19 protein-coding genes and 2 tRNA genes are annotated in these 22,161 nt (G+C 62.7%); 4 read left to right on the forward strand and 17 right to left on the reverse strand.

Going from position 1 to position 22,161, the window contains the following annotated elements; all coding sequences use genetic code 11:
* The first annotated feature begins 73 nt into the window (after positions 1-73).
* From C167_RS0114160 to C167_RS0114175, 4 genes are all read left to right on the forward strand, one after another.
* The gene (locus C167_RS0114160) at positions 74-3,199 is read left to right on the forward strand and encodes a DUF748 domain-containing protein (RefSeq protein WP_017518931.1); all 3,126 of its coding nucleotides are present in this window, start codon (positions 74-76) and stop codon (positions 3,197-3,199) included.
* An 11-nt stretch (positions 3,200-3,210) separates the two neighbouring features.
* On the forward strand, positions 3,211-3,501 hold the full coding sequence (locus C167_RS0114165) for a DUF2845 domain-containing protein (protein ID WP_017518932.1): 291 nt from the start codon (positions 3,211-3,213) through the stop codon (positions 3,499-3,501).
* Positions 3,498-3,821, forward strand: a complete 324-nt coding sequence (locus tag C167_RS0114170) for a DUF2845 domain-containing protein (protein WP_017518933.1) — start codon at positions 3,498-3,500, stop codon at positions 3,819-3,821. Before C167_RS0114165 ends, C167_RS0114170 begins: the two co-directional genes overlap by 4 nt.
* A gap of 73 nt (positions 3,822-3,894) precedes the next feature.
* On the forward strand, positions 3,895-5,349 hold the full coding sequence (locus C167_RS0114175; RefSeq protein ID WP_017518934.1) for a rhomboid family intramembrane serine protease: 1,455 nt from the start codon (positions 3,895-3,897) through the stop codon (positions 5,347-5,349).
* Positions 5,350-5,411: 62 nt separating this feature from the next.
* On the opposite strand, the gene C167_RS0114180 is transcribed toward C167_RS0114175, so the two are convergent.
* From C167_RS0114180 to ftsH, 17 genes are all read right to left on the reverse strand, one after another.
* Positions 5,412-5,609: a CsbD family protein gene (locus C167_RS0114180; RefSeq protein WP_017518935.1), complete on the reverse strand. Its 198-nt coding sequence runs from the start codon at positions 5,607-5,609 to the stop codon at positions 5,412-5,414.
* 43 nt (positions 5,610-5,652) lie between these two features.
* Positions 5,653-6,000: a BON domain-containing protein gene (locus tag C167_RS0114185; RefSeq protein ID WP_017518936.1), complete on the reverse strand. Its 348-nt coding sequence runs from the start codon at positions 5,998-6,000 to the stop codon at positions 5,653-5,655.
* Positions 6,001-6,195: 195 nt separating this feature from the next.
* The gene (locus C167_RS0114190) at positions 6,196-7,614 is read right to left on the reverse strand and encodes a DUF4013 domain-containing protein (protein ID WP_017518937.1); all 1,419 of its coding nucleotides are present in this window, start codon (positions 7,612-7,614) and stop codon (positions 6,196-6,198) included.
* A gap of 93 nt (positions 7,615-7,707) precedes the next feature.
* A complete protein-coding gene (pnp, locus tag C167_RS0114195; RefSeq protein ID WP_017518938.1) occupies positions 7,708-9,813 on the reverse strand; it encodes a polyribonucleotide nucleotidyltransferase in 2,106 nt (701 codons plus the stop codon).
* 169 nt (positions 9,814-9,982) lie between these two features.
* A complete protein-coding gene (gene rpsO, locus C167_RS0114200) occupies positions 9,983-10,252 on the reverse strand; it encodes a 30S ribosomal protein S15 (protein ID WP_017518939.1) in 270 nt (89 codons plus the stop codon).
* A 98-nt stretch (positions 10,253-10,350) separates the two neighbouring features.
* Positions 10,351-11,265: a tRNA pseudouridine(55) synthase TruB gene (gene truB / locus C167_RS0114205; protein ID WP_017518940.1), complete on the reverse strand. Its 915-nt coding sequence runs from the start codon at positions 11,263-11,265 to the stop codon at positions 10,351-10,353.
* A 3-nt stretch (positions 11,266-11,268) separates the two neighbouring features.
* On the reverse strand, positions 11,269-11,658 hold the full coding sequence (gene rbfA / locus C167_RS0114210; protein ID WP_017518941.1) for a 30S ribosome-binding factor RbfA: 390 nt from the start codon (positions 11,656-11,658) through the stop codon (positions 11,269-11,271).
* Between the two features lie 106 nt (positions 11,659-11,764).
* Entirely contained in the window at positions 11,765-14,296 is a 2,532-nt protein-coding gene (gene infB / locus C167_RS0114215) for a translation initiation factor IF-2 (RefSeq protein WP_017518942.1), read from the reverse strand.
* Between the two features lie 27 nt (positions 14,297-14,323).
* On the reverse strand, positions 14,324-15,805 hold the full coding sequence (nusA, locus tag C167_RS0114220) for a transcription termination factor NusA (protein ID WP_017518943.1): 1,482 nt from the start codon (positions 15,803-15,805) through the stop codon (positions 14,324-14,326).
* A 45-nt stretch (positions 15,806-15,850) separates the two neighbouring features.
* The gene (gene rimP, locus C167_RS0114225) at positions 15,851-16,309 is read right to left on the reverse strand and encodes a ribosome maturation factor RimP (RefSeq protein WP_026079041.1); all 459 of its coding nucleotides are present in this window, start codon (positions 16,307-16,309) and stop codon (positions 15,851-15,853) included.
* A 127-nt stretch (positions 16,310-16,436) separates the two neighbouring features.
* Positions 16,437-16,513, reverse strand: a tRNA-Met gene (locus tag C167_RS0114230).
* Between the two features lie 92 nt (positions 16,514-16,605).
* A tRNA-Leu gene (locus C167_RS0114235) sits at positions 16,606-16,691 on the reverse strand.
* Between the two features lie 16 nt (positions 16,692-16,707).
* Positions 16,708-17,100: a preprotein translocase subunit SecG gene (secG, locus tag C167_RS0114240; protein ID WP_017518945.1), complete on the reverse strand. Its 393-nt coding sequence runs from the start codon at positions 17,098-17,100 to the stop codon at positions 16,708-16,710.
* 2 nt (positions 17,101-17,102) lie between these two features.
* Positions 17,103-17,858 (reverse strand): triose-phosphate isomerase, encoded by a 756-nt coding sequence (gene tpiA / locus C167_RS0114245; RefSeq protein ID WP_026079042.1) that lies wholly within the window; start codon positions 17,856-17,858, stop codon positions 17,103-17,105.
* Between the two features lie 65 nt (positions 17,859-17,923).
* Entirely contained in the window at positions 17,924-19,261 is a 1,338-nt protein-coding gene (glmM, locus tag C167_RS0114250; protein WP_026079043.1) for a phosphoglucosamine mutase, read from the reverse strand.
* Positions 19,258-20,127 carry a dihydropteroate synthase gene (gene folP, locus C167_RS0114255; RefSeq protein WP_026079044.1) on the reverse strand — a complete coding sequence of 290 codons (870 nt, stop codon included), beginning with the start codon at positions 20,125-20,127 and terminating at the stop codon, positions 19,258-19,260. Before folP ends, glmM begins: the two co-directional genes overlap by 4 nt.
* Before the next feature lie 9 nt (positions 20,128-20,136).
* Entirely contained in the window at positions 20,137-22,053 is a 1,917-nt protein-coding gene (gene ftsH, locus C167_RS0114260; protein ID WP_017518949.1) for an ATP-dependent zinc metalloprotease FtsH, read from the reverse strand.
* Positions 22,054-22,161 lie beyond the last annotated feature (108 nt).

The raw sequence follows: 22,161 nt of genomic DNA on the forward strand, positions 1-22,161 counted from the left end.
GGCGACTATCGAATCGAAGAATCACAGCCGTGCCATACTCATGCGGCACGTCACGACGGAAACGACTCTCGCCATGCCCAAAGGATTGAAACGCGCCATCGGCGCGGTAGTGCTGTTGGTCCTCTTCTATTGCCTGCTGGGCTTCCTCATCCTGCCGGGCGTAGGACTGCGAATAGCCAACCAGCAACTGGCTGACTACTCGACCGTTCCGGCACGCCTGGAGCGCATCGAATTCAATCCGTTCAGCCTCGAGCTCACGCTCTGGGGCCTGCACCTGGGCGACGATGGTCGGGAGCAGGTTCGCTTCCGGCGGCTCTACGCCAACCTCGAACTCGACAGCCTGTGGAAACGCAGGCTGCACCTCGCCGACGTCGAACTGGACGCACCGCACACCGAACTGCTGTTCGCCGAGAACGGCACGCTGAACCTCACCCGGCTGTTCAAGTTGCCGCCCAGCCAACCCGCGCCTGCCCAGGAGGAGCCAAGCGATCCCTTCCCGCTGCGTATCGACCGCATCCGCCTGGCCGAAGGCAGCCTGCATTTCCTCGACCGTCGTCCCAGCGAACCCGTGGAGTTCGTCTTCGATCCGATGGGCTTCGAACTGCACAACCTCAGCACCCTGCCGGACGACGGCGCCGAAATGACCCTGGTCGCTACCGGCCCTCACGGCGGCAAGCTCGACTGGAAGGGCGATCTGAGCATCGTCCCCTTCACCTCGAAAGGCAGCTTCACCCTTGATGGAGTGCCACTGAAGGCGTGGTGGCCCTACGTAAGAGACAACGCGCCGCTGAACCTCAACAATGGCGTGCTCAGCCTCGCCTCCGACTACCACCTGGACCTGTCGAAGGACACCCAGCTGTTATTGGACAAGACCGCTATCAAGCTGCGCGACCTCGACCTTTCCTCTCCCGAAGGCAAACCGTTGGCCAAACTCGCCAGCCTCGATGTGGCCGAGGCCACCCTCGACCTTGCCAAGCAGGAAGTGGTGGTCGGCCAGATTCGCAGTCAGGGCCTGGAAGCCTGGGCGGCGCGCGAAAAGGACGGCCAGTTGGACTGGCAGAAACTCTTCGCCAACTTCAAACCCTACAAGCGCCCCGAGGAGCCCACGCCGCAGGCACAGGCCGCTCCCGAGCCTGCCCCCACCACAATGGCACCTGTGCAGCCCGCCAAGGAACAGCAGGCCTCGAACGAGCAACCGGAAGCCACGCCCAGTGCTCCTGCCAAGACGGCCCAAACCGAACCCGCCAAACCGGCAGCTCCAACCCAACCGGAGGCCAATCCGCAAGCCAAGGTCGCCGAAGCCGACCAGCCTGCGCAGACGGTCGAGCAGAGCAAACCAGCCGAACCGCCGAAGCCATGGCATGTCGTTTTGCGCGACACCCAACTGCGCGGCTACAAGGCCCACCTGGCCGATCGTGCACCGGGCAAGCCGGTCAACCTCGAGGTCGGTCCGCTGGACCTAGACCTGCAGGATCTCGACAGCGGCCTGACCTCGCCGCTGCAGCTCAAACTGAAGACAGGCCTGGGCCCGCGCGGCCAGATCGAAGCCAGTGGCCAGGTCATCCCCAATCCGGTCAGCGCCAGGCTGAAGGTATCGACCCGGGAGATCGACCTGCGCGTCGCCCAGGCCTACATCGACCCTTTCATCCGCCTGGAGCTGCGCAGCGGTCTGCTCGCCAGCGATCTGGACGTCGACCTCAAGGGCACCGACCCGCTGGCCTTCAGCGTCAACGGCAGCGCCCAGGTGACCCAGCTGCATACGCTGGACACCCTCAAAAGCCGCGACTTCGTCAAATGGACCAAGCTGACCCTCGACGGCCTGGCCTACAAGCATGACGACAGCCTGGTGATCCAGACCGTGTCGCTGGAAGAGCCCTACGCGCGCTTCATCATCAACGAGGACCGCAGCACCAACGTCAGCGAGCTGATCATCAAGCAACCGGAATCTTCCGCGCCCGCCAGTAAAACCAGCGGCTCCAGCGGCGGCGGCAAGGAGCTGGGCATCCGCATCGGCGGTGTGAAGATCAACAACGGCTCGGCCAACTTCGCCGACCTGACCCTGCGCCCGGATTTCGCCACGGCCATCCAGCAGTTGGGAGGCGAGATCGGCACCATCGACAACCGCAACCCGGCACCGGCCTCGGTGGATGTGAAGGGCAAGGTCGACAAGTACGCGCCCGTCACCATCAAGGGCAGCCTCAATCCCTTCTCGCCGCTGGAGAAACTGGACATCGCCACCAGTTTCAAACGCGTCGAGCTGACCACCCTGACGCCCTACTCCGGCAAGTTCGCCGGCTACCGCATCCGCAAGGGTCGACTCAACCTCGACCTGCACTACCAGATCACCCAGGGCAAGCTGAAGGCCTACAACAAGGTGCTGGTGGAACACCTGCAACTGGGCGAGAAGGTCGACAGCCCGGACGCGGTGGACCTGCCGGTGAAACTGGCGATTGCCCTGCTCAAGGACGCCAACGGCAACATTGACATCCAGTTGCCGGTGGAAGGCGACCTGAACAACCCGCAATTCAGCGTCATGCCTATCGTCTGGCAGACCCTTCGCAATCTGGTGGTGCGCGCCGTGCAGGCGCCGTTCAACTTCATCGCCGGCCTTGCCAGCGGCGGCGGCGGGCCGGACCTGAGCAACGTGACCTTCGCCGCCGGGGCCAGCGAGCTGGACGCCAGCGCCCAGGCCAACCTGGACAAGCTCGCCGACGCGCTCAAGCAGCGCCCGGCACTGAAGCTGGAAGTCGAAGGCGTCGCCGCGGCTGCCAGCGACGGCCCGTTGCTGGCCGACCGGCGCCTGAAGCAGGAATACCAGAAGAACTACTACAGCATGTTGCAGCGCCGCGGCGACAAGGTGCCCAGCGACGCCAATAAACTGGAGGTCCCGGAGGACTTGCAGCCGATTCTGCTCGAAGGCGTCTACCGCGCCCGCCTGAAGAAACAGCCTCCGGCGGAGTGGCAGCAGCTCAGCAAGGACGAGCGTTCGGCGAAGATGCGCCAGGCCGTGCTCGACTCCTGGAGCGACAGCCAGTTGCTGCTGCGCAAGCTCGGCCAGGAGCGCGCCACCCAGATCAAGGATTACCTGGTCACCAAGGGCGGCCTGGGTGACGACCGTATCTACCTCATCGACGTCAGCTTCGGCGAAGCGGAGAATGGAGGCCGTGTGGCCACCCAGCTTCACCTTGATAGCGAATGAGGAGTCGTTCGATGAAAGCCCTGACCTGGACGTCCTGCGCCCTGCTGCTCTGCGCGGCGAGCGCCCAGGCGGAAAGCATGCGTTGTGGCAGCTCCCTGATCGATGCGGGCGACCGCGCCTGGGAAGTCGAACAGAAATGCGGCGCACCGGATCATCGCGATGAAGTCGGCTATACCCTGGGTGGGTACGACCGCCGCGAATACCGGGTCGAGGAATGGGTCTACGGCCCACGCAACGGCACCAGCTACATCCTCACCTTCGAAGCCAACAAGCTCAAAAGCATCGAGTTCAAACGCAATTGAAAACGACCTTCCTTCTGCGCGTCGTTGCGCTCCTGCTGCCGCTCGCCTTTACGGCCACCGCCACCCAGGCCGCCAGCCTGCGCTGCAACAGCAAGCTGATCAGCACCGGCGATGTATCCAGTGACGTGCTCAGCCGCTGCGGCGAGCCGGTCAGCCGCTCCTTCCTGGGCTACAAGCAGGTGCCCGGCTACCGGTACGGCGAGTCCATGGAAGTGGCCGTGGAAGAATGGATCTACGGCCCCTGGAGCGGCATGCTGTATTTCGTGCGCTTCGAGGGCAACCGCCTGAGCGACATCCAAAGCAAGCGCAGCGGCAACTGACAGGCGTACTGGCGAGGTGCTAGTCTCGCCGCCTCTGAAGCAATCACGCCATCCGGGCCAAGGAACGGTCGCCATGGTCATCGTCCCCGCCGAGCACCCGCTGGACTGGAAGAAACCTCCCGTCGTCACGCTGCTGCTGATCGTCATCAACGTATTGATCTACTTCGGCTACCAGGGTGGCGACAGCACCCGGCGCGAAGAGGCGGTGCGCGTGTATCTCGCCCAGGACCTGCTCGGCCATGAACGCCCGCTTTTCAGCGCCTCGCTGGAGCGCCGCGACCGGCTGGAGGCCGATCAGCAACGCGCGCTCGAAGCCCTGCCCCGCCAGCAGTTGGCCTGGCTGGTGCTTTCGGATCTCGAGTTCGGCCATGAACTGCGCGCCCTGCCGGCTTTCCAGCGGGACGCCGCGTGGCAGGCCGCGCGCGCCAGGGCCGAAACGGCCCGCGACCAGACCAGCAGCCTGCGTTTCGGTTTCATCCCCGAGCGCTTCACCATGCAGGGCCTGTTCGGTTCGATGTTTCTCCACGGCAGCTTCTGGCACCTGGCCGGCAATATGGTGTTCCTGTTCATCTTCGGCTTTGCCCTGGAGGCCGCGCTCGGACGGGCCACGTACCTGGGCCTCTACCTGCTCAGCGGCCTGTGCTCCGGGCTGTTGTGGTGGGCGCTCGATCCGTCCTGGGTACCGGGTATTGGCGCCTCGGGCGCCATCTCCGGTCTGATGGGCATGTACATCGGCGTCTACGGCCTGCGTCGTATCCAGTTCTTCTACTGGCTCGGCCCGCTGATGGGCTACCTCAAGGCCCCTGCGTTGTGGATCCTGCCGCTCTGGCTGGGCAAGGAGCTGTTCGGGCTGATCCGCGCAGCAGACCATGTGAATTACTACGCGCATATCGGGGGGCTGGTGTCCGGCTTCCTCGCCGTCTGGCTGCCGCGCAAGCTGGGGCGGATGCCGGTGGACGAGGCGTACCTGGCAAAGCAAGACCCGGATGCGTCGTTCAAGCGCGCCCTGGCAGCGCTGGACGAGATGATTGGCCGCTTTGCCCTCGGTCAGGCCGCTGCGCGTGGACCGCAACTGCTGCAGCAGTTTCCCGGTCGACCGGTGCTGGTCGAGCGCCTGTACGGCATAGCCAAGGGCCGACAGGACCGGGCGCTGATGGGCGAGACGCTCAAGCAACTGTTCGCCTTGCCCCCCTCTCCTGGCGCCGATGCCCTGCTGCGCCGGCTTGCCGACGATAGCGCCGCGAGCGATGCAGCCCTGCTCTCGCACCCCGCGATCCAGCTGCACCTGCTGCGCAAGTTGTTGCAGCGCAATGAAACCTCGCAGGCACTGCACAGCTGGCGCCGCCTGGTACGCTCCGGACAGTTGCCCGACTCACTGCCGGGCCTGACCCTCCAATTGGCCAAGCAGATGGGCCAGCGAGGTGAAGTGCAGGCGGTGCGGGAGTTCTCGCGCTTTCTCCGCCAGCATTACCCGGAAGCCGATCCGACGCGTCAATTGACGATCTACCAGCAGCACCTCGCCCCCTGACGCAAAACAAAGAGCCCCGCCGGCGAACCGGCGGGGCTTGGAGCATCCCTGTGTCCGGGGCGCTACAGGCGACTGCTGAAATCGCGGACTTCCTCTTCCGCCTTTTCGCGAGTCCAGCCGTAGCGCTCCTGCAGTTTGCCTACCAGGTACTCGGCGTGTCCGTCCGCCGCCTGCAGGTCGTCGTCGGTAAGCTTGCCCCACTTTTCCTTGAGCGAGCCGGAAAGCTGCTTCCACTTGCCTTTGATAACGTCAGTGTTCATGGCGTTCCTCCTCCTCTGGAAGATTGGATGGGGAGTCGTGTCCTTACTCGACCGACTTGAGGCCATCGGCGGACACGGCGGTCACGCCCTTGATACCTTTGGCAGTCTTGATGGCGAGTTCTTTCTCGGCATCGGATTTGACGTTGCCGGACAGGGACACCACACCCTTGTTGGTCTCGACCTTGATGTTGGTGCCGCTGATGTCTTTGTCAGCGATCAGACTGGATTTCACCTTGCTGGTAATCCAGGTGTCGGAAACCGCCTCTTCAGTCTTCTGAACTGTATCGTTGGCGGCCAGGGTCGTCGGCTGGGCGAACACCGAGTTGGCGAACGAGAAGCTCAGGGCGGTTGCAGTGGCAGCGGCAAGAGCCAGTTTGTTGAAACGTTTCATGGCGGTTTCTCCTGAATTATTGGAAAACTGCGACCGTGCCTGGCAGCAGTTGCAGAAGGGATATCGCAAGCGCTGTGCCAATTTCCAAAACCTGAGAAAAACCTTTTAAATCAAAAACTTAAAAATATCAGATGAAAGCGGAGCGGTTGCACTTTGCATAAACTGCCGCTGCGCTTCATGCAAGTTGCACGGCTTTCAACCGGATTTCTTGTCCAGCTTCGCCAACACGGATTCGAGCTGAACCACCTCGCCCATCTGCTCGAAAGCGGGATAACGTTGACGAATGAAAGCCAACAGCTGTTGTGCCGGCTGCACCTGCCCCAGCTCCTCTGAAAACGCCCGCGCGGCCGTCAAGTAGGCGCGTGGGATGCCCGGATACTCAGGAAAGCGCTTGTGCAGGTTCCGCAGCAGACTCAGCCCCTCGCGGGCCTTGTGGCGCTCGATCAGCACCTCCGCGATGCGTTCGCAGACGGCCGGGTCTTCCGGCAGGTAATCCGCCTGCAATTGCCTGGCATTAAGAAAGGCGCTGGCGGCGAGGTGCGGATTGAGACGACTGGCGAGCCCCAGGTAGTGGGGCAGATGGTTCAGGCATTCCGCACGCTCGCCGAGGGCAAACAGCAGCTGGTGGTAGCGCTCGTTCAGCTTGAGGTCCTGGCGCCCTTCGCGCAGGGCGGCCACGAGAATTTCCAGGGCGGCGCCGGTCTGCCCTTCCTTCACTCGCACCTCTGCCTCGGCCAGCGCCTTGCGACGGTGCCATTCCGGCGCTGCAAAGCCAGCAGGCGCATCGTCACCGGCGGCTACGTAGCCCAGTTCGCCCTGATACTGGAAGACGGCATAGCCCATCATGGCGCACATCACCACGCTGAAATATCCCGTAAGGCCGGCCACCACCGGCACCATCACCACTCTTGGCAGGCCGTGGGACAGCAGCCAGCCCACATAGGTAGGCGACTGCCAGAGTATGAACAGGAACGCGCAGAGGATCAGGTAACGCCAGCCCATGGCCGCGATCACCTGCCCCACCTCGCCGGGACTGAGCGCCGCGCCCAGGCTCTTGTCCAGGGACAGGCGAATGATGCTCGCCGGCAGCACCAGCATGAGGGTGATGTTGGCTGCCCAGTAGATCGCCTCGCTGTGGAAATCGGCCGCCAGCCAGAGCAGCACGAGGGCGATCAGGAATACCGCCAGTTGCTGGAAGAAGGTGCGCAGGCTATCGGCGCTGAAGGCTTCGAGCAGGCCCGGAGCGTCCTGGCCGCCGAAGCTCGCTGCCTCGATCACGCTGTGCAGGTACTTGGTCGCCACGCTGAGCAGGGCGATCCATAGCAGGAAGACCGCCGGCATGAACACGCAGGCCAATGCCAGCAGGCCACAGAAGGCCAGCGGCCCGGCCTGGAAACCGTAGGCGAAGAAGTTCGGCAGGCGCTCCCAGAAGGGCTGCGCGGTGTTCGCCGCACCCAGGAAGCGCAGATGGCCGCGACATAGCGGGCACGCCGGAGCGTACTCCGGAGCGTCGGCATTGAGGGGAATGCAGCAGTCACCGTAATGACGCTCGCACGGCTGGCAATGCCATGTCGCGGGCTGTGCGCTGTGATAGTGGCAGTAACGCTTGTCCATCTCGGGGCATCCTTGGGCGAGATCGGCGAATGGCGCATTCTCAAGGCAAAAAAAGAGGGCCCGCAAGGGGCCCTCTTTCACTTCACCGTCCGCTTACACGCCAGAGGCTTCAGCAGCAGCAACGTCCTTGATGGACAGCTTGATGCGGCCACGGTTGTCCACATCGAGAACCAGGACTTTGACTTCCTGGCCTTCCTGCAGAACGTCGGTGACCTTGTCGATGCGCTTGTCGCTGATCTGCGAGATGTGCACCAGACCATCCTTGCCCGGCAGGATGTTGACGAAGGCGCCGAAGTCCACGATGCGCTCGACCTTGCCGACGTAGATCTTGCCGATCTCGGCTTCCGCGGTGATACCCAGGACGCGCTGCTTGGCGGCCTCGGCAGCTTCCTTGGTTTCGCCGTAGATCTTCACGCTGCCATCGTCCTCGATGTCGATCGAGGCCTTGGTCTCTTCGCAGATGCTGCGAATGGTGGCGCCGCCCTTGCCGATGACGTCGCGGATCTTGTCGGTGTCGATCTTCATCTGGATCATGGTCGGAGCGTTTTCCGACAGCTCGGCGCGCGGAGCGGCGATGATCTGGTTCATCTGACCGAGGATGTTCAGGCGAGCTTCCAGGGCCTGGCCCAGGGCGATCTCCATGATCTCTTCGGTGATGCCGTTGATCTTGATGTCCATCTGCAGGGCAGTAACGCCCTTGTCGGTACCGGCGACCTTGAAGTCCATGTCGCCCAGGTGGTCTTCGTCACCCAGGATGTCGGTCAGGATGGCGAACTTGTCACCTTCCTTGACCAGACCCATGGCGATACCGGCGACCGGCGCCTTGACCGGCACACCGGCGTCCATCAGGGCCAGGGAAGCACCGCAGACGGAAGCCATGGAGCTGGAACCGTTGGACTCGGTGATCTCCGAGACAACGCGGATGGTGTAGGGGAATTCGTCCTGGGTCGGCAGCATGGCAGCGACGCTGCGACGTGCCAGACGGCCATGGCCGATTTCACGACGGCCTGCGCTGCCCATGCGACCACACTCGCCTACCGAGAACGGCGGGAAGTTGTAGTGCAGCATGAAGGGATCCTTGCGCTCGCCTTCAAGGGTGTCGAGCAGTTGGGCGTCACGGGCGGTGCCGAGGGTTGCAACGACCAGGGCCTGGGTTTCGCCACGGGTGAACAGCGCAGAGCCGTGGGTCTTGCCCAGTACGCCGACTTCGATCTTCAGCGGGCGAACGGTGCGGGTGTCGCGGCCATCGATACGCGGCTTGCCGTTGACGATGTTCTCGCGAACGGTGCGGTATTCCAGCAGACCGAAGGCTTCCTTGACGTCACCCGCGGCGAACTGGCCTTCGCCCTCACCGGCGAACTTGGCGACAACCTGCTCGCGCAGGGCGTCCAGGGCCGCGTAACGGTCCTGCTTGACGGTAACGGTGTAGGCCTCGGAGATGGCAGCACCGAAGTCGGCCTTGATGGCGTTGACCAGGGCAGTGTTCTCGACCGGGGCGGTCCAGTTCCAGCTCGGCTTGCCGGCTTCGGTAGCCAGCTCAGCGACGGCGCGGATGACGGCCTGGAATTCTTCATGGGCAAACAGAACAGCGCCCAGCATCTGGTCTTCGGTCAGCTCGTCGGCTTCGGATTCAACCATCAGCACGGCGTCGGAAGTACCGGCAACGACCATGTCGAGGCTGGAGCTCTGCTGCTGCTCGTAGGTCGGGTTGAGGATGTAGCCGATTTCCGGGTGGAAGCCAACGCGGGCAGCACCGATCGGACCGGCGAAGGGAATGCCGGAGATCGCCAGCGCGGCGGAGGTGCCGATCATGGCGGCGATGTCCGGATCGGACTTCTTGTTGGTGGAAACGACGGTGCAGACGACCTGCACTTCGTTCATGAAGCCTTCGGGGAACAGCGGGCGGATCGGACGGTCGATCAGGCGCGAGGTCAGGGTTTCCTTCTCCGAAGGACGGCCTTCACGCTTGAAGAAGCCACCGGGGATACGGCCGGCTGCGTAGGTCTTCTCCTGGTAGTGCACGGAGAGCGGGAAGAAGCTCTTGCTCGGGTCGGCCTGCTTGGCACCGACGACGGTGCAGAGCACGGTGACGTCGTCCATGGTGACCAGGACGGCACCGGTGGCCTGGCGGGCGATGCGGCCAGTCTCGAGGGTTACGGTCGACTGACCGAACTGGAATTTCTTGATTACCGGGTTCACGGTTTCTCTACCTTCTCTTTAGTTGCCTTGGGGGAAATCGTGGAAATGCCGGGAGTCGGACCCGAATTCATTCCCTATAAAAGCGAGAAAGCCGGGAGCCGAAGCCGATGGGCGGTATACACCGCCCATCGACCCCGGTCTCCCAGCTTCCCACTTCAGGCTTGCCGTCTTAGCGACGCAGGCCCAGGCGACCGATCAGGGCGCTGTAACGAGAGGTGTCCTTGCTCTTCAGGTAATCCAGCAGCTTACGACGCTGGTTGACCATACGGATCAGGCCACGACGGGAGTGGTGGTCTTTGCCGTTGGCCTTGAAGTGGTCCTGCAGCTTGTTGATGTTGGCGGACAGCAGTGCAACCTGCACTTCCGGGGAACCGGTGTCGCCTTCAGCTTGCTTGTACTCGTTAACGATCTGGGCTTTTTCTTGGACGCTCAGTGCCATGATGGGGCTTCCTCTGAGGTAACAGGCCAGGGACTTCTCCCTGTGTTCATAGTAAGAGGAGTGACCGTGCCTGCTGACAGCCACCCTCGGTTTCGGTCTTAGGACCGAATCAGTCGACGCGGCGCCAGGCGCCCGTCCTCGACCACTTCACCGATACCGATGAAGCGGCCTTCATGATCCTGCACCCGCAGCATGCCGAACTTCGGAACGTCGGGGGCTCGCACCGGCTGACCATGCAGCCAGTAGTAGGCGCTGTGCTCGGACAACTGCAACAGCGGCCAGTGCTCCAGGCCGGCATCCACCGGCAACAGGAAGCGGTCGAGGGCTTCGTTGCCACCCTCGGCATGGGCTTTCTCGAGTTCCTCCAGCGTCACCGACTGGTTCAACTGGAAGGGACCTGCCTGGGTCCTGCGCAGCGCGGCGACGTGTGCACCGCACCCAAGCTCGCGGCCGAGGTCTTCGACCAGGGTGCGAATGTAGGTGCCCTTGCTGCAGGAAACAGCCAAGGTCGCACAGGGCGACTCGAAGGCAAGCAAATCCAGGCGCGCAATAGTAACAGAACGCGCCTCGCGCTCCACTACCTCTCCTGCACGGGCCAGCTTGTATAGTGGCTGGCCATCCTTCTTCAGCGCCGAGTACATCGGCGGCACCTGCTCTATATCGCCACGGAAGCGCGGCAGCAGGGCCTCGATGGCTTCCCGACCGCTGGTCACCTCGCGCTGCTCGACCACCTCGCCCTCCGCATCTGCGGTGGTGGTGGTGACGCCCAGCTTGGCAATCGTCTCGTAGGCCTTGTCGGCGTCGAGCAGGTACTGCGAGAACTTGGTTGCCTCGCCGAAGCAAAGCGGCAGCACGCCGGTAGCCAACGGATCGAGACTACCGGTGTGGCCAGCCTTCTCGGCGTTGAGCAGCCAGCGCACCTTCTGCAGGGCCTGGTTCGAACTCATGCCCAGCGGTTTGTCCAGAATCAGCACGCCGTTGACCGCGCGGCGGATGCGTTTGACCTGCGCCACGGCTTACTCCTCGGAGTCGCCGTCATGGCGGCGATCTTCAGCCACCGCGCGCTCGATCAGCGCCGAAAGTTCCGCGCCACGGCGGATGCTGGCGTCATAGCTGAAGTGCAGTTGCGGCACGGTACGCAGCTTCATCGCCTTGCCCAGCTGCATGCGCAGGAAACCCGCGGCATCGTTGAGAATGCTGGTGTTCTGCTTCACCACTTCGGCGTTGTCGTCCTGGCCCATCACGGTGACGTACACCTTGGCATGGGACAGGTCACGAGCCACATCCACGCCGGTGATGGTCACCAGGCCCAGACGGGGGTCCTTGATTTCACGCTGGATCAGCAGCGCCAGTTCGCGCTGCATCTGGTCGCCGATACGCTGGGTACGGCTGTACTCTTTGGCCATTTTTCTAACCTGCTTACCCGAGCCTGAAGGCTGCGGGCCTGAAAGCGGCAAACGCCCGGGACGACTGGAAAGCCGGCCCGGGCGCTGCGTTCACGCTCGAATACCCTTACAGAGTACGAGCGACTTCGACCTTCTCGAACACTTCGATCTTGTCGCCGACGCGCACGTCGTTGTAGCTCTTCACGCCGATACCGCACTCCATGCCGGCACGCACTTCGGCGACGTCGTCCTTGAAGCGACGCAGGGATTCCAGCTCGCCTTCGAAGATCACCACGTCGTCGCGCAGTACACGGATCGGACGGTTGCGGTGCACCAGACCCTCGGTGACCATGCAGCCGGCGATCGCGCCGAACTTCGGCGAACGGAACACGTCACGCACTTCGGCGATACCCAGGATGTTCTCGCGAACATCGCTGCCGAGCATGCCGGTCAGGGCTTTCTTGACGTCTTCGATGATGTCGTAGATCACGTTGTAGTAACGCATGTCGAGGCCTTCGGTCTCGACGATCTTGCGCGCACCAGCGTCAGCACGGACGTTGAAGCCGAACAGCACCGCGTTGGAGGCCAGCGCCAGGTTGGCATCGGACTCGGTGATACCACCGACGCCGCCACCGACCACGCGAACCTGCACCTCGTCGTTGCCCAGGCCACTGAGCGAGCCCTGCAGGGCTTCCAGCGAACCACGGACATCGGACTTGAGCACGATGTTGAGGGTCTTCTTCTCTTCCTGGCCCATGTTCTCGAAGATGTTTTCCAGCTTGCCGGCGTGGGCACGAGCCAGTTTCACTTCGCGGAACTTGCCTTGACGGAACAGAGCGACTTCGCGGGCCTTCTTCTCGTCGGCAACCACGGTCATCTCGTCACCGGCGTCCGGGGTGCCGTCCAGGCCGAGGATCTCGACCGGAATGGACGGACCGGCTTCCTTGATCGGCTTGCCGTTCTCGTCGAGCATCGCACGGACGCGGCCGTAGTTGACGCCGACCAGCACCATGTCGCCCTGACGCAGGGTGCCATCCTGGACCAGCACGGTAGCGACCGGGCCACGGCCCTTGTCCAGGCGGGACTCGACCACCACGCCACGGCCCGGGGCCGACGGAGTGGCTTTGAGTTCGAGTACTTCAGCCTGCAGCAGCACGGCTTCGAGCAGCTCGTCGACGCCGGTACCGACCTTGGCCGATACGTGGACGAAGGGAGCATCGCCGCCCCACTCTTCCGGGATCACGTCCAGAGCGGCCAGGCCGTTCTTGATGTTGTCCGGGTTGGCGTCCGGCTTGTCGATCTTGTTCACCGCCACCACGATCGGCACGCCAGCCGCTTTCGCGTGCTGCACGGCTTCCTGGGTCTGCGGCATCACGCCGTCGTCCGCTGCCACCACGAGGATGACGATGTCGGTGGCCTGGGCACCACGGGCACGCATCGCGGTGAACGCGGCGTGGCCAGGGGTGTCGAGGAAGGTGACCATGCCGCGGTCGGTTTCCACGTGGTAGGCACCGATGTGCTGGGTGATACCGCCGGCTTCGCCAGCTGCCACCTTGGCACGACGGATGTAGTCGAGCAGCGAGGTCTTGCCGTGGTCGACGTGGCCCATCACGGTCACGACCGGCGCGCGGGATACAGCCTCACCGACGAACTTCAGGGATTCGGCCAGTTGCTCTTCCAGGGCGTTCTCGCTGACCAGCTTGACCTTGTGGCCGAGTTCTTCGGCGATCAGCTGGGCGGTTTCCTGGTCGAGCACCTGGTTGATGGTCACCGGGGTGCCCATCTTGAACATGAACTTGACGACCTCGGCACCCTTCACCGACATCTGGGCGGCGAGTTCGCCCACGGTGATGGTCTCGCCGATATTCACTTCACGCACAATCGGTCCTGTCGGGCTCTGGAACCCGTGCTGGTTACGCTTCTTCAGCTTGCCCTTGCCGCGGCCACCGCCACGACGGCCAAAGCTGTCGTCGTCGTCGCCACCACCGCTGCGCACGACGCGCGGCGCCGTGGTCTTTTCCTTTTCCTTGATCGACGGGCGATGCTGGGCATGCTTGCGATCACGGCGCTCATCCTCGTCGTCGCGCTTGGGCGCGCGGCGTACTTCGTCCTTCTTGCGGTCATCCGCAGCAGGAGCGGCAGCGGCCGGCGCAGCCGGGGCGGGAGCCGCAGCGCGTGGCGCTTCGGTAGCAGCCGGAGCTGCAGCGGCAGGCGCAGCGCTGCTGGTCTGGCGAGCGGCGTCCGCCCGACGGCGAGCCTCTTCCTCGGCAGCACGCTGGCGAGACTCTTCCTCGGCCTTCAGACGCACCGCTTCCTCAGCGGCACGCTGCTCTTCCAGCTCGCGCTGGCGCTCGGCCTCGAGCTCCTCGGGATCACGCTTGACGTAGGTCTTCTTCTTGCGAACCTCGACGCTGACAGTCTTGCTGCCAGCGACCCGGATGGTCGAGGTGGTCTTGCGTTGCAGGGTGATCTTGCGCGGCTCATCCGCGCGATCACCGTGGCTGCCTTTCAGGTGGGCCAGCAGCGCTTGCTTCTCGCTGTCGGTCACCACCTGCTCGGCATCGTTATGGGGCAGACCCGCTTCGCGCATCTGCTGCAGCAGGCGCTCCACCGGCGTATCGACCGTCTTGGCCAGTTCTTTCACCGTGACTTGCGTCATGCACTTCTCTCCTCAGGCCGCGAATGCTTACTCGAACCAATGGGCCCGGGCGGCCATGATCAACTTGCCGGCACGCTCTTCGTCCATGCCGTCGATGTCGAGCAGATCGTCAATGGATTGCTCGGCAAGATCTTCACGGGTGGTTACGCCACGCAGTGCCAGGTCCACGGCCAGCTCTTTGGTCATGCCATCGAGGCTGAGCAGGTCTTCGGCAGGTTGTGCGTCGGCGAGTTTCTCTTCAGTGGCGATGGCTTTGGTCAGCAGGCGGTCCTTGGCACGCGAGCGCAGCTCGTTGACGATGTCTTCGTCGAAGCCGTCGATGCTGAGCATCTCTTCCATCGGTACGTAGGCGATCTCTTCCAGGGTGGTGAAACCTTCTTCCACCAGGACCTGGGCGAGTTCTTCGTCGACATCCAGCTCGTCGACGAAGCGCTGCAGGATGTCGCCAGTTTCAGCCTGCTGTTTGGCCTGGATATCGGCCTCGGTCATCACGTTCAGGGTCCAGCCGGTGAGCTGGCTGGCCAGACGGACGTTCTGGCCACTGCGGCCAATGGCCTGCGCCAGGTTGTCCTCGGCAACGGCGATATCCATGGTGTGGGTATCTTCGTCGACGATGATCGCCGCCACTTCGGCCGGGGCCATGGCGTTGATCACGAACTGTGCGGGGTTGTCGTCCCAGAGGACGATGTCCACACGCTCGCCGCCCAGTTCGCCGGAGACGGCCTGGACGCGGGAACCACGCATACCGATGCAGGCGCCCTGCGGATCGATACGTTTGTCCTTGGAGCGAACGGCGATCTTGGCGCGCGAACCCGGATCGCGGGCAGCGGCCATCACGTCGATCAGTTGTTCGGCAATTTCCGGTACTTCGATACGGAACAGCTCGATCAGCATTTCCGGCGCGGTACGCGACAGGATCAACTGAGGACCACGGTTCTCGCTGCGGATTTCCTTGAGCAGGGCACGCACGCGGGTGCCGACGCGGAAGGTTTCACGCGGGATGATCTGGTCGCGGGCCAGCAGCGCTTCGGCGTTGTTGCCCAGATCGACGATCACATTGTCACGGGTGACCTTCTTGACGGTGCCGGAGATGATCTCGTTGACCTTCTCACGGTAGGCATCAACCACCTGGGCGCGCTCGGCTTCGCGAACCTTCTGCACGATGACCTGCTTGGCGGTCTGTGCGGCGATACGGCCGAACTCGATGGATTCGATCTTCTCTTCGATGACCTCGCCGGCTTTCATGCCGGGGTGCTCTTCCTGCACGTCCTCGACGGTCAGTTCCGATGCCGGGTTGGAGTAGTCCTCGTCTTCGACGATGGTCCAGCGACGGAAAGTTTCGTAGTTGCCGTTGGCGCGGTTGATTTCCACGCGCAGGTCAACCTCGTCCTCGAAACGCTTTTTGGTCGCGGTCGCCAGGGCCAGCTCCAGCGCTTCGAAAATCACGCCAGGCGGTACACCCTTCTCGTTGGATACCGACTCAACAACCAGCAGTACTTCTTTGCTCATCGTACGCCTCGCCTTTCAATCCATTGGAATCCGCGCTCTGGCGGCTCACTCAAATCGGGGGATGATGTTGGCCTTGTCGATCGAGTCGACCGGCAGCAGGTATTCATGGTCGTCTACCAGGACCACCACATCCTGCTCCTCCACACCACGGAGAATGCCCTGGAAATTGCGACGCCGTTCGAAGGGCGTACGCAGCTTGATCTTCACCTGCTCGCCGACGTAGCGAGCGAACTGTTCGAGAGTGAAGAGCGGCCGATCCATACCGGGCGACGACACCTCGAGGGTGTACTCGCCACTGATCGGATCTTCCACGTCCAGGATGCCGCTGACCTGACGACTGACGATTTCGCAGTCATCGATCAGGATGCCTTCCGGACGATCGATATAAACCCGGAGCAGGGAATGGCGACCTTGGGAAATGAACTCCAGGCCCCAGCACTCATAGCCGAGCGCCTCTACCACAGGGGCCAACAAGGCCTGCAACTGTTCTAGCTTGCTCGACACCTGATCGCCTCGCGTATGCTGTAGAAACAAAAAATGGGCGAAACGCCCATCCCTTAAGGACCGCCCTGAACCGGCGGCGCGGACTGTCCAGCTAGCAAAAAGCCCCTGAAAAGGGGCTCTGCCAAACTGGTTGCGGGAGCTGGATTTGAACCAACGACCTTCGGGTTATGAGCCCGACGAGCTACCAGACTGCTCCATCCCGCGTCAAAGCTGGTGCGAAATTATACGGTCGAGCCCCTTCCAGGTCAACCGAAACACCGAAACGACAAGGCCCGCGTTGCGGGCCTTTTCGTATATGGTACCGAGGAGGGGACTCGAACCCCTACAGCCTATGGCCACTACCACCTCAAGGTAGCGTGTCTACCAATTCCACCACCTCGGCAAAAACTCTTGCCTGCTTACTTCTGCTCAGGAGCCGCCGGAACGTCGCCGTTACCGCCTGCAGGGGCTTGAGGCTGCCCTTGCGCGCCCGGCACATCGCTAGCTGCCGGAGCTTGTTCCTGCTTTTGCTCCATCACTGCCGGATCAGGAAGCCCAGCGTGACGAATTATATCAGCTTTTTCTTTAGCAAAATACGCTAAACCCAAGCTGGTAATAAAAAAAACTGCTGCCAACACAGCGGTGAAACGACTCAGGAAGGTCGCGGAACCCTGGCTACCGAAAACGGTACCCGAGGCGCCAGCACCAAACGACGCACCGGCGTCGGCACCCTTGCCTTGCTGAAGCAGGACCAGCACAACCAGACCCAGCGCCATCAGCAGGTGAATCACGATTACAACTGTTTCCAGCATCTTCAGTTTCCTGCGGCGCGACAGATCGCACCGAACTCATCTGCATTCAGGGAAGCTCCACCAATGAGCCCCCCATCGATATCCGGCATGCCGAAAAGTTCGACAGCATTGGCGGCCTTGACACTACCGCCATACAGGAGACGAAGGCCGCGGGCCACCTCTGCGTTTTCCGCCGAGATCTGCGCGCGAATCGCCGCATGTACTTCCTGGGCCTGCTCGGGAGAAGCGGTCAGCCCCGTCCCAATCGCCCACACCGGCTCGTAAGCCACAACAGCGCGGGAGAAAGCCCCAACACCGAGATCTTCGATCACCGAGCCCAACTGGCGCCCGACAACCTCAAGAGTCTTGCCCGCCTCACGCTGCTCGCGGGTTTCACCCACGCACAGGATCGGAACCAGGCCACACGATTGAACCGCTGCAAACTTGCGGCTGATCACTCCGTCGCTTTCACCCAGGATCAGGCGACGTTCGGAGTGACCCACCAGCACCAGGGAGCAGTTCGCATCCGCCAACTGGCTGGCTGCGATCTCGCCCGTCAAGGCACCCTGCATCGGCTCAACCGCGCAATTCTGCGCACCGACGGCAACCGTCTTTCCATCCAGGCCTTGCACGACCTGATTGATGTACAGACAAGGCGGGAACACCGCCACATCGACACCTGTGGGAAGAGCCAGTTGACGCAGGCCTTTGATCAGCTCCGTTACGCTGGAGCGGGTACCGTGCATTTTCCAGTTACCGGCCACCAAGGGTCGACGCATGCTGTACCTCGCTGAGCAAAGTGGGCGCAGATATTACTCGACGCTTTTGGAACTGACAAGAGAAATCAAGCACATACCTCTGTAACGACTTTTGCCAGCTGTTCGGCGTAAGCGCGAACGCGAGCTTCCTCGTCACCCTCGACCATCACTCGCACCAGCGGTTCGGTGCCGGATTTGCGCAGCAGTACGCGCCCGCGCCCGGCCATTTCCTGGGTCACCTTGGCGCAGGCTTCCTTAACCGCCGGATGTTCCAGAGGATCGACACCACCAGCGAAGCGTACATTGATCAGCACCTGCGGGCACTTGCGAATCCCCATCCGCGCCTCGGCCAGGTTCTGGCCGCGGGTTTTCAGCGCCATGAGCACCTGCAGCGCCGCGATGATCGCGTCACCCGTCGTGGTGTGCTGGCAGCAGACCACATGGCCGGAGTTTTCGCCGCCCAGTTGCCAGTTGCGTGACTGCAGTTCGGACATCACGTAGCGATCGCCCACCTTGGCGCGAGCAAACGGAATGTGAAGATCCTGAAGCGCCAGCTCAAGACCCAGGTTACTCATCAGGGTCCCGACCACGCCGCCATGCAGTTTGCCGCGGTCGAGCATGTCGCGCGCGATGAGGTAGAGAATCTCGTCGCCATCGACGATGGTGCCGGTATGGTCGACCATCATCACGCGATCGCCATCGCCGTCGAAGGCAATGCCGATATCCGCGTGATTGGCCAGCACGGCCTCCTGCAGAGCCCCCATATGGGTCGAGCCACAGTTGTCGTTGATGTTCAGGCCATTGGGCTCGGCACCGATGACGAACACTTCGGCACCCAGCTCCCGGAACACATTGGGCGCGATCTTGTAGGTCGCACCATGGGCACAATCCAGCGCGACGCGCAAACCGGCAAAGCTGGTGTTCGAGGGTACGCTGCTCTTGCAGAACTCGATGTAGCGGCCGGCGGCATCGTTGATCCGCGAAACCTTGCCCAGGCGCGCGGATTCGACCACGGTCATCGGCGCATCCAGAAGCTCCTCGATGATCAGCTCCACCTCATCAGGCAGTTTGGTACCCTGGCCGGAGAAGAACTTGATGCCGTTGTCGTCATGCGGATTGTGCGAGGCACTGATGACGATACCGGCCTCGGCATGGAAGGTGCGCGTCAGGTAGGCAATACCGGGAGTCGGCATGGGGCCGAGCAGCATCACGTCGGCGCCGGCAGCGGACAAACCAGCCTCCAGCGCCGATTCGAACATGTAGCCGGAAATCCGGGTGTCCTTGCCCACCAGCACGCGGCACTTGCCCTGCTGACGGAAGGCCATGCCCACAGCCCAACCCAACTTGAGCACGAAGTCCGGCGTGATTGGAGGAGTGCCAACGCGCCCGCGGATTCCATCGGTACCAAAATACTTCCTGCTCATGCGGGCATCCCCTCTTCCGTTGCACTTTCCACTGCGTGAATCATTCGAACGACATCCACCGTCTCGGCGACATCGTGGACGCGGATAATACTGGCTCCCTTGGCTACCGCGAGGGCCGCCAGCGCCAGACTGCCATAGAGACGCTCACCCACTTCACGGCCGAGCGCACGCCCGATCATGCTCTTGCGCGAGACACCGACCAACAGCGGGCACCCGATTTCCATCAACCGCTCCATCTGGCGGAACAGGTTCAGGTTGTGACCCTGCGTCTTGGCAAAACCGAAGCCAGGATCGATGACGATCCGCTCACGGGCAATGCCCACGGTTTCGCACAGCGCAATGCGTTCCTCAAGGAAGTCCCGGACCTCCTGGAGGATGTTCGGATAGCGCGGATCGTCCTGCATGTTTCCAGGCTCGCCGCGCATGTGCATCAGGCACACCGGGAGCCCGGTATCGACCGCCGCATCCAGGGCACCATCACGCTGCAGGGACCGCACATCATTGATCAGGCCCGCTCCGAGGCGAGCAGTCTCGCGCATGACGGCGGGTGTGGACGTATCCACCGAAATCACCACATCCAGCTCGCGTGCGATGGCCTCGACCACCGGAGCCACGCGCTCGAGCTCCTCGGTGGGTGAAACCACGCGCGCGCCCGGCCGGGTCGATTCGCCACCGATATCGATCAGCGTGGCGCCGGCCGCGACCATCTCCGCCGCATGACGCAATGCCGCATCGTGCCGGTTGAAACGCCCGCCGTCGGAGAAGGAATCGGGGGTGACATTGAGGATGCCCATGACGTGCGGGCGGCTTAAATCAAGAACCCGGTTGCCGCAAGGCAACCGGGTCGGGTGGTACAACGAACTCATTCAGTGCTCTCAGTGTTCGCCGGCGGGCCCGCCAATGGGGTTTTCCTGGCGACCTTCGTCGCGGGGCGCAGCAGCGTTGCCAGAAGAGCCGGAGTTGCCGCCCTGCCAGTCACGCGGTTCGCGCGGCGTGCGCCCGGCCATGATGTCGTCGATCTGGTCGGCATCGATGGTTTCGTACTTCATCAGCGCGTCGGCCATCATATCGAGCTTGTCGCGATTCTCTTCCAGCAGGCGCTTGGCGGTGCCATAGCAGTCATCGATGATGCGGCGCACTTCCTGGTCGATCAGCTTGGCGGTCTCACCCGAGATATTCGAGTGCTGGCCACCGGCGCTGCGGCCGAGGAAGACCTCGCCCTCCTCTTCCGCGTACATCAGCGGACCGAGCTTCTCGGACAGACCCCACTTGGTCACCATATTCCGCGCCAACTGGGTGGCACGCATGATGTCGTTGGAGGCGCCGGTGGTCACACCCTCGAAGCCCAGGGTCATCTCTTCGGCGATGCGGCCGCCGAACAGCGAGCAGATCTGGCTTTCCAGGGCACGCTTGGACAGGCTGTAACGGTCCTCTTCCGGCAGAAACATGGTCACACCCAAGGCGCGACCGCGCGGAATGATGGAAACTTTGTAGACCGGATCGTGCTCCGGAACCAGACGACCGACGATGGCGTGGCCGGCTTCATGGAACGCGGTGTTCTTCTTCTCTTTCTCGGACATGACCATGGTCTTGCGCTCAGCGCCCATCATGATCTTGTCCTTGGCCAGTTCGAACTCACGCATGTCGACGATGCGCTTGTTGGCGCGGGCGGCGAACAGCGAGGCCTCGTTGACCAGGTTGGCCAGGTCGGCACCGGAGAAGCCCGGGGTACCGCGTGCAATCACGGCTGGATCGACGTTGTCGCCCAGGGGGACCTTGCGCATGTGCACTTTCAGGATCTGTTCGCGGCCACGAATATCCGGCAGACCGACCACCACCTGGCGGTCGAAGCGACCCGGACGCAGCAGCGCAGGGTCGAGTACGTCCGGACGGTTGGTCGCGGCGATGACGATGATGCCGTCATTCATCTCGAAGCCGTCCATCTCCACCAGCAACTGGTTGAGGGTCTGTTCGCGCTCGTCGTGACCGCCGCCCAGGCCAGCGCCACGATGGCGACCAACAGCGTCGATCTCGTCGATGAAGATGATGCAGGGCGCGTGCTTCTTGGCCTGATCGAACATGTCGCGAACGCGCGAGGCGCCCACGCCGACGAACATTTCCACGAAGTCCGAACCGGAAATGGTGAAGAACGGCACCTTGGCTTCGCCGGCGATTGCCTTGGCGAGCAGCGTCTTACCGGTACCGGGCGGGCCGACCATCAGCACGCCGCGAGGGATACGACCGCCCAGGCGCTGGAACTTGCCCGGATCGCGGAGGAATTCCACCAGCTCGCTGACTTCTTCCTTGGCCTCGTCGCAACCGGCAACGTCGGCAAAGGTAGTCTTGACCTGGTCTTCCGACAACAGGCGGGCCTTGCTCTTGCCAAAGCTCATCGGACCGCCGCGGCCGCCGCCGCCGCCCTGCATCTGGCGCATGAAGAACATGAAGACCGCGATGATCACCAGGATCGGGAAGCTCGCGACCAGCAGTTGGGTCCAGATGCTCTGCTGCTCGGGCTGCTTGCCTTCGACGACCACGTTATTGTTGACCAGGTCGCCGATCAGGCCATTGTCCTGGATCGCCGGGCGGATGGTCTTGAAGGTGTCACCATCCTGGCGCTTGCCGGTGATGACATAGCCGTCGACGGTCACGCGCTCGACCTTGCCGTCCTTCACCTGCTGGATGAAGTCGGAATAGTTGAGCGTCTGCGGCTCGCTCGGGCTGGAGAAGTTGTTCATCACAGTGACGAGTACCGCCGCGATGATGAGCCACAGAATCAGGTTCTTTGCCATGTCGTTCAATTGACTACCCTCTGAAGCCGGCTCCGCCCTGGAAACCGCTTCTCACGACGGCCAGACTCCTTCCGGCCAAAATTACTACACAACGCCCGCCGCCAGGCA

This window comes from Pseudomonas nitroreducens TX1, assembly GCF_000313755.1.
Classification (GTDB): Bacteria; Pseudomonadota; Gammaproteobacteria; order Pseudomonadales; family Pseudomonadaceae; genus Pseudomonas; species Pseudomonas nitroreducens_A.

Coding starts and splice junctions, on each gene's coding strand:
- C167_RS0114160 (WP_017518931.1), top strand. CDS start 74: ATGCCCAAAGGATTGAAACGCGCCATCGGCGCGGTAGTGCTGTTGGTC.
- C167_RS0114165 (WP_017518932.1), top strand. CDS start 3,211: ATGAAAGCCCTGACCTGGACGTCCTGCGCCCTGCTGCTCTGCGCGGCG.
- C167_RS0114175 (WP_017518934.1), top strand. CDS start 3,895: ATGGTCATCGTCCCCGCCGAGCACCCGCTGGACTGGAAGAAACCTCCC.
- C167_RS0114180 (WP_017518935.1), bottom strand. CDS start 5,609: ATGAACACTGACGTTATCAAAGGCAAGTGGAAGCAGCTTTCCGGCTCG.
- C167_RS0114185 (WP_017518936.1), bottom strand. CDS start 6,000: ATGAAACGTTTCAACAAACTGGCTCTTGCCGCTGCCACTGCAACCGCC.
- C167_RS0114190 (WP_017518937.1), bottom strand. CDS start 7,614: ATGGACAAGCGTTACTGCCACTATCACAGCGCACAGCCCGCGACATGG.
- rpsO (WP_017518939.1), bottom strand. CDS start 10,252: ATGGCACTGAGCGTCCAAGAAAAAGCCCAGATCGTTAACGAGTACAAG.
- rbfA (WP_017518941.1), bottom strand. CDS start 11,658: ATGGCCAAAGAGTACAGCCGTACCCAGCGTATCGGCGACCAGATGCAG.
- infB (WP_017518942.1), bottom strand. CDS start 14,296: ATGACGCAAGTCACGGTGAAAGAACTGGCCAAGACGGTCGATACGCCG.
- nusA (WP_017518943.1), bottom strand. CDS start 15,805: ATGAGCAAAGAAGTACTGCTGGTTGTTGAGTCGGTATCCAACGAGAAG.
- secG (WP_017518945.1), bottom strand. CDS start 17,100: ATGCTGGAAACAGTTGTAATCGTGATTCACCTGCTGATGGCGCTGGGT.
- tpiA (WP_026079042.1), bottom strand. CDS start 17,858: ATGCGTCGACCCTTGGTGGCCGGTAACTGGAAAATGCACGGTACCCGC.
- glmM (WP_026079043.1), bottom strand. CDS start 19,261: ATGAGCAGGAAGTATTTTGGTACCGATGGAATCCGCGGGCGCGTTGGC.
- folP (WP_026079044.1), bottom strand. CDS start 20,127: ATGAGTTCGTTGTACCACCCGACCCGGTTGCCTTGCGGCAACCGGGTT.
- ftsH (WP_017518949.1), bottom strand. CDS start 22,053: ATGGCAAAGAACCTGATTCTGTGGCTCATCATCGCGGCGGTACTCGTC.